The sequence below is a fragment of the Streptomyces sp. NPDC014656 genome (assembly GCF_043084305.1).
Lineage (GTDB): Bacteria > Actinomycetota > Actinomycetes > Streptomycetales > Streptomycetaceae > Streptomyces.
Window position 1 is genome coordinate 19,704 of sequence record NZ_JBIBZN010000025.1, and the last position, 16,852, is coordinate 36,555.

General features: G+C 76.3%; 15 protein-coding genes. 9 read left to right on the forward strand and 6 right to left on the reverse strand.

Going from position 1 to position 16,852, the window contains the following annotated elements; translation table 11 throughout:
* Window positions 1-99 precede the first annotated feature (99 nt).
* Entirely contained in the window at window positions 100-1,839 is a 1,740-nt protein-coding gene (locus ACF1ED_RS35530) for a VanW family protein (protein ID WP_391767490.1), read from the reverse strand.
* A gap of 288 nt (window positions 1,840-2,127) precedes the next feature.
* Here ACF1ED_RS35530 and ACF1ED_RS35535 point away from each other — a divergent pair, with 288 nt between their 5' ends.
* From ACF1ED_RS35535 to ACF1ED_RS35565, 7 genes are all read left to right on the forward strand, one after another.
* Window positions 2,128-2,928, forward strand: a complete 801-nt coding sequence (locus ACF1ED_RS35535) for an IclR family transcriptional regulator (protein ID WP_391767491.1) — start codon at window positions 2,128-2,130, stop codon at window positions 2,926-2,928.
* A 46-nt stretch (window positions 2,929-2,974) separates the two neighbouring features.
* Window positions 2,975-3,304 carry a putative quinol monooxygenase gene (locus ACF1ED_RS35540; RefSeq protein WP_391767492.1) on the forward strand — a complete coding sequence of 110 codons (330 nt, stop codon included), beginning with the start codon at window positions 2,975-2,977 and terminating at the stop codon, window positions 3,302-3,304.
* A gap of 86 nt (window positions 3,305-3,390) precedes the next feature.
* The gene (locus tag ACF1ED_RS35545) at window positions 3,391-4,425 is read left to right on the forward strand and encodes a LacI family DNA-binding transcriptional regulator (protein WP_391767493.1); all 1,035 of its coding nucleotides are present in this window, start codon (window positions 3,391-3,393) and stop codon (window positions 4,423-4,425) included.
* Between the two features lie 210 nt (window positions 4,426-4,635).
* A complete protein-coding gene (locus tag ACF1ED_RS35550) occupies window positions 4,636-5,706 on the forward strand; it encodes a phosphatase PAP2 family protein (RefSeq protein ID WP_391767494.1) in 1,071 nt (356 codons plus the stop codon).
* A 43-nt stretch (window positions 5,707-5,749) separates the two neighbouring features.
* The gene (locus ACF1ED_RS35555) at window positions 5,750-7,969 is read left to right on the forward strand and encodes an NADP-dependent isocitrate dehydrogenase (protein ID WP_391767495.1); all 2,220 of its coding nucleotides are present in this window, start codon (window positions 5,750-5,752) and stop codon (window positions 7,967-7,969) included.
* A 96-nt stretch (window positions 7,970-8,065) separates the two neighbouring features.
* A complete protein-coding gene (locus ACF1ED_RS35560; RefSeq protein WP_391767496.1) occupies window positions 8,066-8,356 on the forward strand; it encodes a hypothetical protein in 291 nt (96 codons plus the stop codon).
* A gap of 303 nt (window positions 8,357-8,659) precedes the next feature.
* Window positions 8,660-10,321, forward strand: coding sequence for a sigma-70 family RNA polymerase sigma factor (locus ACF1ED_RS35565; RefSeq protein WP_391767497.1), 1,662 nt, complete (start codon window positions 8,660-8,662; stop codon window positions 10,319-10,321).
* A 24-nt stretch (window positions 10,322-10,345) separates the two neighbouring features.
* On the opposite strand, the gene ACF1ED_RS35570 is transcribed toward ACF1ED_RS35565, so the two are convergent.
* Together ACF1ED_RS35570 and ACF1ED_RS35575 are read right to left on the reverse strand one after the other, a co-directional pair.
* A complete protein-coding gene (locus ACF1ED_RS35570; protein WP_391767498.1) occupies window positions 10,346-11,107 on the reverse strand; it encodes a CAP domain-containing protein in 762 nt (253 codons plus the stop codon).
* A gap of 189 nt (window positions 11,108-11,296) precedes the next feature.
* Window positions 11,297-12,196 (reverse strand): universal stress protein, encoded by a 900-nt coding sequence (locus ACF1ED_RS35575; protein ID WP_391767499.1) that lies wholly within the window; start codon window positions 12,194-12,196, stop codon window positions 11,297-11,299.
* 176 nt (window positions 12,197-12,372) lie between these two features.
* Here ACF1ED_RS35575 and ACF1ED_RS35580 point away from each other — a divergent pair, with 176 nt between their 5' ends.
* Window positions 12,373-13,290, forward strand: coding sequence for a hypothetical protein (locus tag ACF1ED_RS35580; RefSeq protein WP_391767500.1), 918 nt, complete (start codon window positions 12,373-12,375; stop codon window positions 13,288-13,290).
* A 7-nt stretch (window positions 13,291-13,297) separates the two neighbouring features.
* Here ACF1ED_RS35580 and ACF1ED_RS35585 read toward each other — a convergent pair whose 3' ends face one another.
* The 3 genes from ACF1ED_RS35585 to ACF1ED_RS35595 all read right to left on the reverse strand — a co-directional run bounded on the left by ACF1ED_RS35585 (window position 13,298) and on the right by ACF1ED_RS35595 (window position 16,491).
* Window positions 13,298-14,572, reverse strand: a complete 1,275-nt coding sequence (locus ACF1ED_RS35585) for an acyl-CoA dehydrogenase (RefSeq protein ID WP_391767501.1) — start codon at window positions 14,570-14,572, stop codon at window positions 13,298-13,300.
* Window positions 14,573-14,754: 182 nt separating this feature from the next.
* On the reverse strand, window positions 14,755-15,210 hold the full coding sequence (locus tag ACF1ED_RS35590) for an RrF2 family transcriptional regulator (RefSeq protein ID WP_391767502.1): 456 nt from the start codon (window positions 15,208-15,210) through the stop codon (window positions 14,755-14,757).
* A 243-nt stretch (window positions 15,211-15,453) separates the two neighbouring features.
* Entirely contained in the window at window positions 15,454-16,491 is a 1,038-nt protein-coding gene (locus ACF1ED_RS35595) for an NAD-dependent epimerase/dehydratase family protein (RefSeq protein ID WP_391767503.1), read from the reverse strand.
* A 142-nt stretch (window positions 16,492-16,633) separates the two neighbouring features.
* On the opposite strand from ACF1ED_RS35595, the gene ACF1ED_RS35600 reads away from it, so the two are divergent.
* The gene (locus tag ACF1ED_RS35600) at window positions 16,634-16,843 is read left to right on the forward strand and encodes a DUF5133 domain-containing protein (RefSeq protein WP_391767504.1); all 210 of its coding nucleotides are present in this window, start codon (window positions 16,634-16,636) and stop codon (window positions 16,841-16,843) included.
* Window positions 16,844-16,852 lie beyond the last annotated feature (9 nt).

Sequence of the window (16,852 nt, forward strand, 5' to 3'; positions counted from 1 at the left end):
CCGGCAGGGGTCGCTGCGGCCCGGACCGGCCGCACCCAGGCATGCATGCCCGGCCGGATCCCCGAGGACACCCCTCCGGAGGGGGCGCGGGCGGGGAGGTCAGTTGCAGACGACCTCGTCGCGCGGGGTGTAGTGGGTCTTGAAGGTCTGCCGCTTGACCTCCTCGCCGCCGTTCTTGAAGACCCGGTCGACCGCGATGTCGAAGCCCTCCAGGGGCTCCTGCGGCACGCACGTCTCGCCGGTGGCCTCGCGCTTGCCCGGCTCGGTGACGTTCGTCCGCGGACCGGCGACCGCCTCCACGGAGTCGTACTTCTTGGTGCCGTAGAAGGTGATGGTCACCGAGGAGTCCGTGGCGCTGGCCGCGATGTAGATCGGCTTGCCCGAGTCGTTGCGGAACTTCTGGTCCAGGCTGCCCCAGGCGACGGTCGCCTCGCGGCCGGCCGGGTAGCGCTCGATGTAGAAGGAGTGGGCGCCGTACTCGACGGGCTGCACGCCGGCGAAGAAGACCGCGTTGAAGACGGTGGTGGCCACCGCGGACACGCCGCCGCCGGGAGCCTCCTGGTAGCGGCCGTCGAGGATCATCGTGCCGTCGACGAAGCCGTTCTCCTCGGTGCGCTCGCCGACCGTCTCGTTGAAGGACCACACCTCGCCGGGCTGCACGAGCGAGCCGTCGATCAGCTCGGCGGCCCGCCCGATGTTGGTGGTCCGGTAGGGGGCGGTGGGGAAGTTCACGGTGAAGGTCGACATCTGCTCCTCGATGCCGAGCGCGGCGAGGTTCGCGGTGCTCACCTGCGGCTGGGTGACCTTGGTCGCCACGGTCGCGGTGCGGGCCGCCTGCCCGGTGCGGGTGAGCAGCGGGTCCACGGCCGCGCCGAGCGACTTCGCGGTCACCTCGCGCCCCTCGCGGCCCTCCTTCACGACGACGACCTTGCCGTCCCGCACTCCGAGGGTCCCCTCGACCGGGGCGCCCGTCATGGCGGCGAGCGGACGGGCCACGTCCGGGTCGCGCAGCAGGGCGGCGGAGTCGAGGGAGCCGGACAGTCGGCCGTTCTCGTTCCTCACCGTCAGGTGGTCGCCCAGGGTCTCCGGGGAGATGGTCAGCCGCTGGTCGCCCACGGCGAGCGTCACGGGACCGGAGACGGCGGGCTTCGCGTACGCGTCGAGGAAGCGGCTCAGTTCGGAGCCGGCCAGCTTCGGCTGGGTCACCGACACCGGCAGGGCGACGGCGGCGGCGCCGGGGGCGGAGGGGTAGGCGGCCCGCAGGGCCTCGGCGGCCTTCGCGGTGTCCAGCTTCTGCCCGGCGGCGGGCCGGGTGGCGACGGCCTCGCCGTCCCGGAAGGAGACCGAACCCTCCTTGACGGCCCGGTCGTTCTCCTTCGCCAGCGCGGCGACGGCCGCGTCGGTCTTGGCGGCGTCGTGGGCGAGGACCGGCTCGATCTCGCGGTCGCCGGAGGAGAAGAGGCGGCCGATGACGGTGAACGGGTCGCGCGAGGGGTCGGCGGCCCGCTCGGCCGTCGCCTCCGCGTCGACCGTCAGCCCGGCGGTGGCGGGGGACACCCGCTCCGTGCGCTCGCCGACCTTCACCGCGATCGGCGCGGTCCAGGCGGCCGGGGCCTGCGCCCGCAGCCGTTCGGCGGCCTCGGCCTTGCTCAGGCCGCCTATGTCGACGCCGCCGGCCCGGGTGCCGGCGGATATGTCGTCGCCGGTGGCCACCAGGCCGGCCACGTAGAGCCCGCCCGCCGCGACGGCGACGACGCCCGTCGCGATCGCGGCCGTCCGCCACCGTGGGCGGTTCCCGGCAGCGGGCGTCGGGGCATGGTCGGTCCTGGGGCGGGGCACACGCTCTCCCGGGTGCGTCGGTGACAAGGGATCCTCACGACGGTACGTCGAAAGAGTGTCAAATGCACATAAAGCATGTCTGACCTGCGGCAATACCCCATGAAACCGCCCGGCCACACAGGGTGCGGAGCCCGCTCCGGGGCGGCGCGCGGCACCCCGGACTCGCGCCCGCACCCACCGGCCGCGGCGCCCGCGCCGCACCCCGCCGCACCCCGCCGCATCCCCGCAGGCCCGCCGCCGGGACCCGCCGCGCCCTCCGGCCCCGAAGCCCCGCCGTACCCTGGGCGGATGCCCGACGACCGGATCCCGCGCCCCGAACCCCGCCCCGACCCGCACCGGGCGGCGGCCGGCGGGCCGCGCTCGGTGGAGCGGGCGCTCGAACTGCTGGACCTCGTCGCGGACGCCGGGCGGCCGGTGGGGGCCAAGGCGCTCGCCCGGGCGCTCGGGTGCGCGCTGTCGACCGTCTACCACCTGACCGGGCCGCTCCTCGCGCGCGGGCACCTCGTGCGGACCGCCGAGGGGTACGCCCCCGGCCCCCGGGTCCCGGCGCTGCACCGCGCCCACCTCCGCCACCACGGGCTCGGAGCCCCCACCGGCGAGCTGCTCGGGCGGCTGCGCCGGGCGACCGGCGCGGAGGCGTACCACACGGCCTACCGCGACGGCCTGATCACCGTCGTCGACACCACCGCGCCCGTCACCGACACCGCCCACCCCTTCGCCCCCGGCCCGGAGGCCCGCGCGCACGCCACCGCGCACGGCAAGGCGCTGCTCGCCGCGCTGCCGCGCGCCCGCCGCCGCCGCTACCTCGCCGAGCACGGCATGGCCCGCTTCACCGAGCGGACCATCACCGGCGCCGAGCGCTTCGAGGCCGAGATGGCCACCGTCCGGAGCCAGGGGTACGCGGTCTCCGTCGGCGAGGCGGACCTCGCGTACACCTGCCTCGCCGTCGCCGCGCCCGACCGGGGCGACGGCATCGTGCACGCCCTCTCGGTCTCCCTGCCCACCGCCGACCTCGCCCGCCGCCAGGGCGCCGTCCGGGCCGCCCTCGCCCGCGCGGTGCCGGACTTTCCGGCCCTGCCGGAATCCTGAACCGGCCGCCTGGCCCCGGCCCGCCCGTGCGGCGCAGCCTGACGGCATGATCTTCATCGCCGTTCGTTTCCCCGTCCGTCCCGAACTGGCCGACCAGTGGCTCGACCTGGTCGCCGACTTCACCCGCGCCACCCGCGCGGAGCCGGGCAACCTCTTCTTCGACTGGTCCCGCGGCGTCGACGACCCGAACGTCTTCACCCTCCTGGAGGGCTTCGCCGACGACGAGGCCGGCGCCGTCCACGTCGCCTCCGACCACTTCGCCGCCGGACTCGCCGCCATGGCCCCTGCCGTCGCCGCCACCCCCGAGATCATCAACGTCCGGACGGAGCAGCCGGGCTGGGGCCCGATGGCGGAGCTCGCGCCCGCCGGTGCCTGATCGCACCGGACGCCGCCCGCCCGCCTGATAGGTTCGCCGCACAGTACGGGCGGGCGGCGTCCCGGGGCCGAGGGGAGAAGCGGCACATGGCGGTGAGCGGGCGGCAGACCGGCAGGCCCACCCTGGAGGAGGTCGCGGCCCGGGCCGGAGTCGGCCGGGGCACGGTCTCACGGGTCATCAACGGCTCCCCGAAGGTGAGCGAACAGGCCAAGGCGGCCGTCGAGAAGGCCGTCGCCGAACTCGGCTACGTCCCCAACCGGGCCGCCCGCGCGCTCGCCGGCAGCCGTACCGACGCCATCGCCCTCGTCGTCCCCGAGACCGAGGCCCGGCTCTTCGCCGAGCCGTACTTCCTCGACATCATCCGCGGCGTCAGCAGTGAACTCGCCGACGCCGACAAGCAGTTGCTGCTCACCCTGATCCGCAGCGACCAGGAGCGGCAGCGCTTCGAGCAGTACCTCGGCGCCCAGCGCGTCGACGGCGTCCTGCTCGTCTCCGTGCACGCCGACGACCCGCTGCCCGACCAGGTCCGCGCCCTCGGCCTGCCCGCCGTGCTCAACGGCCGCCGCCGCGCGGACGAGCCCGTCGCCTTCGTCGACTCCGACAACACCGGCGCGGGCCGCACCGCCGTCGCCCACCTCGCCGCGGGCGGCCGGCGGCGCATCGCCACCATCACCGGCCCCCTCGACATGTACGGCGCCCGCTGCCGCCTCGACGGCTACCGCGAGGGCCTGGCCGAGGCCGGTCTCACCCCCGACGACGCCCTCGTCGCGGGCGGCGACTTCACCGAGGAGGGCGGCCGCCGCGCCATGCGCGAACTCCTGGGCCGCGCCCCGGACCTGGACGCCGTCTTCGCCGCCTCCGACGTGATGGCGGCCGGCGCCCGGGCCGTGCTGCGCGAGGCGGGCCGCCGCGTCCCCGAGGACGTCGCCCTCGTCGGCGTCGACGACTCCGCCGTCGCCCGCCTCATGGACCCGCCGCTCACCAGCGTCCGCCAGCCCATCGAGGAGATGGGCCGCAGCATGGCCCGGCTGCTCCTGGCCGAGATCGCCTGCCCGAGCGAGCCCGACGACCAGCCCCGCCAGATGCTCCCCACCGAGCTGGTCGTCCGCGCCTCCTCCTGAGGCCCGCCCGGTCCGCCGCCCTCCAGAGCGTCGGCGGCTTCGCCGGCGCGCCGGCCGCGGGCACCGCCCCCCGTCTCCGTCCTCGCCCCGCTCACCGGACCGGTCCTCCTCGCCGCCCGACCCGGCACCGGCCGCGACGGAGACCGGCCCGGCGTGTCGTTCGGGTGAGCCCAGCGGGCGGCCCGGCCGCGCGTGGGTTCGAATCGGGGCATGGCTTCCTACGACAGGCGCATAGGCGGCTCCCCGAGGCCGCCGAAGACCGGTGACACCTGGTGGTACGCCGCCGTGGCCGGCGAGGCCGCGGACTCCTTCAGCGCCCGTGTCCGCACCAGGACCCGGCGCGCCTGCCTCGGGGCCGTCCTGCTGCTGACCCTCGTCTACGCCGGGCTCGTGCTCACCGCGACCGGCCGCCGGTGGGGCGACGCCGCCGTCACCGGCCGGCGCGCCGACACCCGCCTCGCCGCCTTCCTGCGCGACCACCCCTCCCTGGAGGGGGCCGCCACCCTCTCCCTCGTCCTCGCCTGCGTCCTCCTCGTCGGCCTCGGCCTGGTGCGCAAGCGGTACGCCCTCACCGGCGCCGCCGTCGGGGCCGTCGCCGTGGCCCTCGCCGTCGCGGGACTCCTCCAGCGGTACGCCCCCCGCCCCCGGCCCGTCGACGGCGCGGGGGCGCTCGCGCCCAGCGGCTTCCCCAGCGCCACCGCCACCCTCGCCTTCGGCGTCGCCCTCGCCCTCGTCCTGGTCGTGCCCCGGCGCTCCCGGGGGCTCGCCGTCGGCGCCGCCACCCTGTGGGCCGTCGTCCTCGGCGCGTACGCGGTCGCCACCGGCGACCACCGCCCGGGCGACGTGATCGCCGCCGCCCTGCTCGCCCTCGCCGTCCAGTGCGGCCTGATCGCGCTGCTCGCCCGCCGCGGCAGGGTCCGCCCCGGCACCCGGCGCGGCACCGCCCTGCGCGGCCTCCCGGTGACCCTGCCGCTCGCGCTGGTCGCCGCCGGCGGGCTCGCGGCCGGGTTCCTGCTCCTCGGCGACACCCTCGGACTGCCCGCCACCGCCCCGTACGACCCCGACGAGCTGCGCCTCGCCCACCGCTGCGGCCAGGCCCTCGCCGCGGGCACCGGCGCCGCCGCGGGACTCGTCCTGCTCGCCCTGGTGCGCCACGTCGACCTGGACGGCGGCGCCGCCCCGTACCGGCTCGGAGGCCCCTTCGTGGAGGACTCCGGAGCCCCTGACCAAGGTGAGCTCGTGGGCCCCTTTACGGAGAACCACGATCACGAGATATCTTGATGTCGAGCAATCTCGCATACGCAGACGTGGAGCGGAGCACCTGGTGACTGACTCGACCATCATCTACACCCACACCGACGAGGCGCCGGCACTGGCGACGTACTCGTTCCTGCCCGTGATCCAGGCGTATGCCTCCACGGCCGGCGTCACGGTCGAGACGCGTGACATCTCGCTCGCGGGCCGCATCATCGCGAGCTTCCCCGACTTCCTGGAGGAGGGGCAGCGGATCGGCGACGCCCTCGCCGAGCTGGGCGAGCTGGCCAAGACCCCCGAGGCCAACATCATCAAGCTGCCGAACGTCTCGGCCTCGATCCCGCAGCTGAAGGCCGCGGTCGCCGAGCTCCAGGCGCAGGGCTACGCCCTCCCGGACTACCCGGACGACCCGAAGACGGACCAGGACAAGGACGTCCGCGCCCGTTACGACAAGATCAAGGGCTCGGCCGTCAACCCGGTCCTGCGCGAGGGCAACTCGGACCGCCGCGCCCCCGGCTCGGTCAAGAACTACGCCAAGAACCACCCGCACCGCATGGGTGCCTGGACCGCCGAGTCGAAGACGAACGTCGCCACCATGGGCGAGAACGACTTCGCGTCCACGGAGAAGTCCGTCGTCATCGGCCAGGACGACACCCTCCGCTTCGAGTTCACCGCCGCCGACGGCACGACCTCCGAGCTGCGCGAGCCGCTGAAGGTCATCGCCGGCGAGGTCGTCGACGCCGCCGTCATGCGCGCCGCCGCCCTGCGCACCTTCCTCAGCGAGCAGGTCGCCCGGGCCAAGGCCGAGGACGTCCTCTTCTCCGTGCACCTCAAGGCCACGATGATGAAGGTCTCCGACCCGATCGTCTTCGGCCACGTCGTGCGCGCCTTCTTCCCGAAGACCTTCGCTCAGTACGGCGAGGCGCTCGCCGCCGCCGGCCTGTCCGCCAACGACGGCCTCGGCACGGTCCTGAACGGTCTCGCCGCCCTCCCGAACGGCGACGAGATCAAGGCCTCCTTCGACGCCGAGCTCGCCGAGGGCCCGGCCCTCGCCATGGTCGACTCCGACAAGGGCATCACCAACCTGCACGTGCCGTCCGACGTCATCGTCGACGCCTCGATGCCGGCGATGATCCGCACCTCCGGCCACATGTGGGGCCCGGACGGCCAGGAGGCCGACACCCTCGCGGTCCTCCCGGACCACAGCTACTCCGGCGTCTACCAGGCCGTCATCGAGGACTGCCGTGCCCACGGCGCCTTCGACCCGGCCACCATGGGCTCCGTCCCGAACGTCGGCCTCATGGCGCAGAAGGCCGAGGAGTACGGCTCCCACGACAAGACCTTCGAGATGGCCCAGGCCGGCACCGTCCGCCTGGTCGACTCCGAGGGCAACGTCCTCCTGGAGCAGGAGGTCGCCGAGGGCGACATCTTCCGCGCCTGCCAGACCAAGGACCTCCCGATCCAGGACTGGGTCAAGCTCGCCGTCACCCGCGCCCGCGCCACCGGCGCCCCGGCCGTCTTCTGGCTGGACGAGAACCGCGCCCACGACGCGCAGCTCATCGCCAAGGTGAAGCAGTACCTCCCGGAGCACGACACCGAGGGCCTGGAGATCAAGATCCTCTCCCCGGTCGAGGCGACGAAGTTCTCCCTGGAGCGCATCCGCCGCGGCGAGGACACCATCTCCGTCACCGGCAACGTGCTGCGCGACTACCTGACCGACCTCTTCCCGATCCTGGAGCTGGGCACCAGCGCCAAGATGCTGTCGGTCGTCCCGCTGATGGCGGGCGGCGGCCTCTTCGAGACCGGCGCCGGCGGCTCCGCCCCGAAGCACGTCCAGCAGCTCGTCAAGGAGAACTACCTCCGCTGGGACTCGCTCGGCGAGTTCTTCGCGCTGGCCGCCTCCTTCGAGCACCTGGCCACCACCACGGGCAACGCCCGCGCCCAGGTCCTCGCGGACACCCTGGACCGCGCCACCGGCACCTTCCTCAACGAGGACAAGTCGCCGACCCGTCGCCTCGGCGGCATCGACAACCGCGGCAGCCACTTCTTCCTGGCCCTGTACTGGGCCCAGGAGCTGGCCGCGCAGACCGAGGACGCCGAGCTCGCCAAGGCCTTCGCCCCGCTCGCCGAGAACCTCGCGGCGAACGAGCGGAAGATCGTCGACGAGCTGAACGCCGTCCAGGGCTCCCCGGCCGAGATCGGCGGCTACTACCAGCCCGACCCGGCCAAGGCCGCGGCCGTGATGCGCCCGTCCGCCACGTTCAACGAGGCCCTCGCGTCCCTCGTCTGATCCGGCACCCGACGCGTACCGCCCCGGCCGGAACGATTCCGGCCGGGGCGGTCGCGTCGGTGGCGCGTACGCCATCCGGGTGTGACCCTGGAGGGCATGAGCTGGGCATCTTGGACGACCGCCGGTGTCTACACCGGGCGTGGTGGGGTGCTGACCGTCGAGGGCGGGATCGTCACGGGCGATCTGACCGTGCACACGACCTTCGTCGACGGTGAGGCACGCGTGGCCGTGCAGTACAGCGGCGCCTCCGACTGGTTCACCATGTCGGGAAGTCCCGTCCCCTGCGCCTCCGAGGAGGAGAGCCGTGAACTCCACGACGCCGTCGTGGAGGCCGTGAGAGAGGGCGACGGGGCCACGGTCCCGCGCCTGCCCCATCCGACCGGCTAGCCCGCCGGGCGGCCCCGCGGCCGGCCTCGGACCGGCCTCGGACCGGCCTCGGACCGGCCTCGGACCGGCCTCGGACCGGCCGCGGGGCCGGTCCGCCGATCGGTTCGACAGCCGGTCCGGCAATCGGTCCGGCGGTCCGTCCGGCAACCGGTCCGGCGGTCGGTTCGACCGCTGGTCCGACCGGCCGGTTCGGCGGCCGGTCCGCCAGTCGGTTCGAAGGCCGCGAGAAAGTGTTATCCCTGCCCGGCCCCACGGGTCTCCGGAAGCACGGGGACTCGGACCGGGGACAAGGGAGCACCATCCATGCACAGCGACGAGCAGCGCACCACCGCCCTGGTGGAGGCGGCGCGCGCGGGCGACCCGCACGCCAGGGACGAACTGGTGCGCGCCTTCCTGCCGCTCGTCCACAACGTGGTGGGCCGCGCCCTCGACGGGCACGCCGACACCGACGACATCGTGCAGGAGACCCTGGTCCGCGCCCTCGACGGGCTGCCCGGGCTGCGGGACCCCGAGCGCTTCCGGTCCTGGCTCGTCGCCATCGCCATGAACGGGGTGCGCCGCCGCTGGCGCGAACGCCTCCAGGCGCCCGTCCCCGGCCTCGACCGGGCCGTCGACCTCGCCGATCCGGCCGGCGACTTCACCGACCTCACGATCCTCCGCCTCGGCCTGACCGGGCAGCGCCGCGACGTGGCCCGCGCCACCCGCTGGCTCGACGAGGACGACCGAGAACTCCTCTCCCTGTGGTGGCTGGAGGCCGCGGGCGAACTCACCCGCGCCGAACTCGCCGAGGCCCTCGGCCTGCCCCAGGCCCACACCGCCGTCCGCGTCCAGCGGATGAAGGAACGCCTGGAGACCGGCCGCGCCGTCGTCGGCGCCCTCGACGCCGAGCCCCGCTGCCCCGGCCTCGCGGCCGTCCTCGCCCCCTGGGACGGCCACCCCTCCCCGCTGTGGCGCAAACGCGTCGCCCGCCACCTGCGCGACTGCCGCACCTGCGCGACCGGCCGCGCCCGCCGGGGCCTCGCCCCCGTCGAGGGCCTGCTCGTCGGCATCGGCCTGGTCCCGCCCGTCACCGCCGCCCTCCTCGAAGCCGGTGCGCCCCCGGCGCTCGCGGCCGAACCGGTGGGCCTGACGGCACCGCCCGCCCCGGATCCGCCCGCCCCGGATCCGGCCGCCCCGGATCCGGCGGCCACGACGGGCCTCCCCGGCCCGGTGGCCCCCACGGCCCCGGTCGACCACGCCCCGGTCACCCCCGTCCCCACCGTGCCCGTGTCCCCGCCCGGTCCCACCCCGCCCGGCGCCCACGCGGCCCCGTACTGGTCGCCCGGGCGCCGCGCCGGGGCCGCCGGGGTCGCGGCCGTCGCCGTCCTCGGGGCACTCGTGCTCACGCTTCCCGAGCAGCGCGCGGCCCCGGCCGAGCCCCGAAGGCCCACCGCCGCGCCGCCCGTCACCACCCCCGCCCCGACGCCCACCCCCGCCCCCGGGCCGGGCACCGTCACCGCGGCGGCCACCCGCCCCGCGCCCACCCGCACGCCGGCCACCACCGCGCCCGCCCCGGCCCGGACCACCCCGCCGCCGCCGGCCGACCCGGGGGAGCGGGTGACGGAACTGGTCAACCGGCTCCGGGCGGACGCCGGTTGCGCCCCGCTGCGCACCGATCCCCGGCTGACCGCCGCCGCCCGCGCCTACGCCCGGGACATGACGGACCGCGGCTACTACGGCCACGCCGACCCCGAGGGCGAGTTCGCGGACACCCGGATGACCAGAGCCGGCTACCGCTGGTCGGCCTGGGCGGAGAACCTGGCCCGGGGGCAGCGGGACCCGGCCTCCGTCGTCGACGGCTGGCGCTCGGACGCGGGCCACCGGCGCAACCTGCTCGACTGCGCCTACCGCGACACCGGCGTCGCGGCCGTCCCCGGCCCGCGCGGCACCGTCTGGGTGCAGAAGCTGGCGGCGCCCGCGAACTGACCGCGAGCCGGGCGGCCGGCCGGGTCAGTCCTTGGTGCCGAAGTCCTGTACCCACCACGGCCCGTCGGCGGTGAGGGCCACGCCGACGCCGATGTCGCGGAACGAGCAGTTGAGGATGTTCGCCCGGTGGGCCGGGCTCTCCATCCAGTCGTCCATCGCCCGCTCCGGGGTCTTGGGGCCCTTGTGGATGTTCTCGCCCCACGCCGACCAGCCGTAGCCGGCGGCGCTGATCCGGTCGCCGCCGTCCCGTCCCTCGGGGCTGGCGTGGGCGTAGTAGTCGCGGGCCGCCATGTCGTCGGCGTGCCCCTGGGCGGCCCTGGCGAGACGCTTCTCGGTGCGCAGCGGGCCGCATCCCGCCCGGTCCCGTTCTGCGTTGACGAGGGCGATGACGTCCCGGACGTAGCGGGAGGCGCGGGCCGGGGCCGTCACCGGGGCGGCGCGGACGGCCCCCGTCTGCGGCGCGAGCCCGTCGGCCGCCGGGGCGGCGCCGTCTGCCGGCCGGGTCGCCCGCCCCTCCCGGTCCGGGGGCGGGGCCTGGGGGGCGGGGGGCCTGGCCGCGCGGGGGCCGGGAGCGGTGGGCGACCCGGCCGCGTACAGGCCGAGGAGGACGGTGGCGACGGCGGCGGCCGTGCCCGCGGCGAGGACCGCCGCGGGGAAGCCCGGCCGGGGGAGCGCGCGGCGGCGGACCGGGCCGCCGCGGCGGTGGCGGCCGGACGGGGGGCTCTCGGGGCGGGGGCGTCCGCGGGGGTCGGAAGGGCCGGGACCGGTGGGACCGTCGTACCGCATGGAGCTCCGCTCTCTCGCCTGCGCCGCCGTCCGGACCGGGGCTCGGGCGAGCCGCGGGGGCGACGGGATCAAGGCTTTCCGCGCGCCGCCGCCCCGACACCCGCTGTCAACCCGGAGGGTCAACTCCGCGTGTCAACCCGCCGCGCCGGCTTGACGCGGCGGCCTGGCGGGCGCATGCGGTCCTCCGGGTCAGCCCTGCGGGATCACCGCCACCGGGCACGGCGCCAGGTGGAGCGCCGCGTGCGCCACCGACCCGATCCGCCGCCCCAGGGCGCCGCGCCTGGCCCGGCGGCCCACCACGAGGAGCTGCGCGGCACCGGAGGTGGTGAGCAGGACCTGTCCGGCGCTGCCCAGTTCGACGTGCTCGGTCACCGGCACGTGCGGGTACCGCTCGCGCCAGGGCGCGAGGGCGTCGCGGAGCGCCTTCTCCTCGAAGGGCACGAGTCCGCCGGCGTCGTCGGCGAGCCGCATCGAGGCGGGGCTGAAGGCGTAGAGCGACGGCAGGCTCCAGGCGCGCACCGCGCGGATGGCGGCGCCCCGGGCGTGGGCGGTCTCGAAGGCGAACCGCAGCATGGCCTCGCTGTCCTCCGGGGTGCCCTGCTGGCCCACCAGGATCTCGCCGGTGGGCGGTTCGGCGGTCCGGTCGTCGTGGGCGCGGACCGCGACGACCGGCCGGCTCGCGGCGGCGATGAGCTGCGTGCCGTACGAGCCGAGCAGGAAGCCGGCCACCGCCCCGTGTCCGCGCGAGCCGATGACCAGCATCCCGGCGCCGTGCTGCGCGTGGAGCAGTGCCGGTACCGGTGTGTCCGTCAGGACCTCGGCGGTGACGGACACTTCCGGGTGCCGTGCCGCGATCTCCCTCTCCGCCGTCCGCACCACCTCCTCGGCGGCCCGCTCCTGCACGTCCTTGTCCTGTACGAGCGGCAGGTCGAGCGGCTCCCACCGCCACGCGTGCACGAGCCGCAGCGGCACCCTCCGGTGCTCCGCCTCCCGCGCCGCCCACTCCGCGGCGGCCAGGCTCTCCGGCGACCCGTCCACCCCGGCCACGATCTCGGTACCGACCTGGAACTCCTCGGTCTCGCGACTCATCCGACGTCCTCCCGGACACCACCCGACGGGACCGGCCCGGACGCCGGCCCCTCCTCACCCTCCAGCTTGGGCCCTTGGGCCGCTCCAGGAGGGGGACGGAGGTCCCGACATGCCGGACCGTCGGTCCCGGCCCGGGGGCGGGACCGCAATTTGAACGCGTTCAGGAGTGTGGCAGGATGCTCGCCGAGGGGGTGATCGCCATGGTGGCGACGCGGGAGGGGCAGCGCATGGGCGCCGCCGAGAGACTGGTGCCGGCGACGGTGGTGCTCCTCGTGGAGGGGACCCTCGCGGCCGTCCTGCTGATGTTGTACGGGTTCACCCGGCCGTCTCCCGCCGTGGGGGGTTCCGCCCTGGGCGTCCTCGCCCTGCCGGTGCTGCTGCCCTTCGCCGCCGCCTTCGCCGCCGGCCTCGCGATCGCCTTCGTGCTGCCCACGGTGTGGGTCGGGGAGCGGTTCGCGGGCCTGCTCGGGGAGCGGTGGGAGCGTCTCGGCGGCGGGGCGGCCGGGCTGCTGCCGGGCGGACTGCTGGTCGCCGCCGTCCCGCTGGGCGCGGCCGTCGCGACCGGCTTCTGCGGGGTGGCGGCCGGTGCCGTCCTGTGGCTGCCGGCCGGCGCCGCGCTCGCCGTGGCGGCCGCGGTCTCCGGCTCGCGCCGGCCGAGGCTGCTGCGGGCCGTCCTGGGCTGGGGCGCGCTGGCCGTGACCGGCGCCCTCGTGCTCGGGGCCGTCGCCTTCGCCAGTGGCCTGGTCGAGGAGTACCGGCCGCCGCGCCTGGAGCGGGCCGCCTTCGTCGGCACCTGGACGGACGGGCGCGGCGGGTCGATGGAGCTGGCCGCGGACGGCACCGCCACCGCCGCCGGCCTCGACGACGCCTGGGACTCGGACGGCGAGGAGCGGGAGTGCGCCGGCCGCGGCACCTGGACGTACGAACCGGGGCCGGGCTCCTGGGGTCAGGAGCTCGTGCTCGGGGTGGCCTCCTGCGCGGACGGCTCGTGGTACGTGGGCGGCACTGCGGAGCGGGTCGTCCTCTACCAGTTCGTCGGCGACCCGGATTCCGGTGACCTGTACGAGCTGACGCGCGCCGGCGACGGCTCGTGACGCGCGGTCAGGCGCTGCGGGCCAGGCGGGTGTGGGTGTTGTTGAGGTAGTGGTCGCCGATGTCGCGGAGGCGGTGGGCGGGGCGGGTGCGGGCGGTGAGGGCGCGGGCGTCGCGCCAGAAGCGGTCGAAGCCGGGGCCGCCGCCCCCGGCGCCCGGGGCGGCGGGCGGGGCGCCCTCGACGAGTTCCAGGATCCGAGTGGTCAGCCGGACCGCCGCCGGGCCGGTGACGGTCTCGGCGGCGGCGACCAGGACGGCGAGGTCGGCGCGGTCCTCGAAGCCGAGGGACCAGCCGGCGCGCAGGCCGCGGGCGAGGGCGTCGGTGGCGCGTTCGGCGACGGCGGCGGCGGTGTGCGCGGCGGTCGCCAGTTCGCCGTAGGAGAGCAGCAGGTACGGATCGTCCGCCCGGTCCGGCAGGCCGTGGGAGGGCGCGGGCGGCGGTCCCGGGGCGACGGCGCGGTTCACGTCCCTGGCCTCGGCGAGCGCGCCCTCCGCGATGCCGAGGGCCACGTGCACCAGCAGCAGGCGGAGCACCAGCGGGGCGAGCGTGGTGAAGGGGGCCGCCGCGTGCTCGTCGGCGGGCAGGGTGCCGAGGACCCGCGCCCGGGGGACGGGCACGTGGCCGAAGGCGACCGTGCCCGCTCCGGTCAGCCGCTGCCCGACCCGGTCCGTCGCCGCCTCGGTGAAGACCCCCGGGTGGGCCGGGTCCACCAGCACCACGAGCGGGTCGCCGGTGCCCGCCGGCCGGGCGGCGACCACGAGGCGGTCGGCGACGGTCACGGCGGAGTCGAAGGCGCGCCGGCCGTCGAGGAGCCAGCCGTCCCGGCCGTCGCGGGTGAGGGTGGGACCGGGGGCCCCGCCGGTGCCGGGCGGCGGCGGATCGGCCGCCCCGGCGAGCAGCCAGCCTTCGGCCGCCGTGCGTGCGTCGAGGCGAGGGAAGGTTTCGGCGGACCGGCCGTCCGGCGGACCGGAGAGGAAGCGGCCGGTCCACGACAGGGCGTAGTGGTGGGCGAGGAGTTCGCCGACCGAGCCGTCGGCGGCGGACAGCTCCCGGACGGCGGAACACGCGGTGCGCAGGTCGGCGCCGCGTCCGCCGCCGAGCACGGGGTCGGCGGCGGTGAGGAAGGCGGGGAGCCCCGCCTCCCGGAGCCGTCCGACCTCGTCACGGGGGCTCTTGCCGGCCCGGTCGCGGGCGTGCGCGTCGACGGCCAGGTCGTCGGCGAGTTCCCGGACGATCCGCCGCCAGAGCGTGTCGTCCCTGGGCGTCGTCTGCTGCGTGCTCATCCCACCCCGCCTGCCCTCCCGTAATCCCACTGGATCACTAGGGATAGTGGCAGAGGGGGGCCGGAGGCCCCAAGGGGCGTCCGGCATGTGGATGAGGACGTTTCGGCCGGTGAGACCGTGTCACATCGCCGCAGGTGGCTGCGGGATGGCATCCGATGGTGGGAGGGGGCGGAGTCCCGCCGTCAGGGGTTGGTCCACGCCTCGGGGTCGTCCGCCCGGGCGGTGATCCCCGCCGGCAGCTCCGCCGACGCCACCTCCGCGAGCGAGACGCCCAGCACCTCGCGGACGCTGGCCCGCAACGCGATCCACAGCGGCAGCAGCGACTCGGCGGGACCGGTGTACGCCAGGTCCGGCGGGCGCTCGCCGCGCACCGAGACCAGCGGGCCGTCCACGCAGCGGATGACGTCCGCGACCGAGATCGTCTCGGCGGGCCGCGCGAGCCAGTAGCCGCCGCGCCCGCCGCGCTGGCTCTCGACCAGCCCGCCCTTGCGCATGTCGCCCAGGATCCCCTCCAGGAACTTGTGCGAGATGCCCTGCCCCTCGGCGATCGCCTCCGCCTTCAACGGCCCGCCGTCCCCGGCGGCCGCGAGCTGGAGGGCGGCCCGCACGGCGTAGTCGGCCCTGGCTGAAATGCGCATGCGGCGCATTATTCCGTACGGCTCCGAGGGCCACCGGACGGCGGTGCCCGGGTCGCCCCGGCGCGGGCGCGGGGCGCGGCGGGACGCCGTGCCGGGGCCGGGAGGCGGCTCCGCGGCCCGGCGCGAAACGGCCGCCGGCTGTCCTGTCCGCGCCCTTCCGCCGGGGCCGGGAGGCGGCGGGCGCGGCGGTCCGGACCGCCGACCGGGACGCGGCCGGCGCCGCCGGCCGCCGGCGGGGCGGACTCAGGCGACGCGGCGCCCGGCCAGGGGCGCCGTGTCGTCGCCGGCGCCGGAGCGCACCCCGCGCAGGAACGCCTCCAGGGCCTCCACCGAGGTGGCCTCCGGCCGCCAGTCCAGCTCCGCGCGGGCCCGCTCGGTGGACATCACCGGCAGGTGGCGCAGGAGGTCGAAGAGGCCGGGGGAGGCGGGCGCGAGGCGCAGGTGCCAGGCCGCCGCGAGGGCGCCCCGGACGGCGCCCGCCGGGACCTTCACCGGCCGCGCCCCGAACATCTCGCCGAGCAGCGCCGCGTCCACCACCGGTTCCGCCGCCAGGTTGAAGGCGCCCCGCACGTCCCGCAGCACCGCCCGGACGTAGGCGTCGGCGGCGTCGTCGGTGTGCAGGACCTGGAAGCGCAGGCCCTCGGGCTCCGGCAGCACGGGCAGCAGGTCGGGCCGGACGAGCTGGCCGGGCAGGAACCGGCCGGCGAAGATCCGGCGCTGCTCGCTCGCCGCCTCCTCCTTGAACAGGAAGGCCGGCCGCATCCGCACCACCCGGGTCTGGGGGTGGTCGCGCTCGAAGGTGTCCAGGGCGCGCTCCAGGTACGCCTTCTCCCGGCTGTAGGCCGCGCCCGGCCAGCCGTGCGTCGGCCACGCCTCGGAGACGGGCGCGCCGCCCCGGGGGCCGGGGGAGTAGGCCCCGACGGAGGAGGCGAAGACGAGCGCGGGCACGTGCGCCGCCGCGACCGCGTCGCAGACCCGCAGGGCGCCCAGCACATTGGTCCGCCAGGTGGTCACGGGGTCGTGCGTCGGGTTGAAGCGCCAGGCGAGGTGCACGACCGCGTCGGCCTCGGAGACGTACTGGGCGAGCCGGGGTTCGTCGCGGTCCAGGGACAGGTCCACCTCGGCCCAGTCGATGCCCGGCAGGTCGAGTCCGGGCCTGCGGCGGGCCAGGCCGAGCACCGACTCCACCCCCGGGTCACGGGCCAGGGCCCGCACCACGCTGGTGCCCACGTTCCCGGTGGCGCCGGTGACGACCACCCTCTGTCGTGTACGCGCGTTCATGTCTTCGACCCTCCGCCCTCCGGACGGCCCGCGCACCTCGGCACGGGTCGGCGTCACGGAGCGTGAGCGCGCGGGTCGCGCGGGTGGCCGGTCGCGAGCACCATGGAGCGACGCACGAGACGGGGCCGTTACGGAGGAACCCATGCTGCTGCCCGACCGGAACACCGTCGAACGGCTCCTCCGGCACTACCGGACCCAGGAACAGGGCGTCCTCGCCGGCTCCTGCGACCTCTCCGCCCGCCGCCGCTTCGAGGACACCGCGTACACGCTGTGCGTGCTCATGGGCGTCCGCTCGACCGCCGAGGCCCTCCGCGCCGCCGAACGGTACGTCGCGTCCCGGGCCTCCCTGTGACCGGGGGCG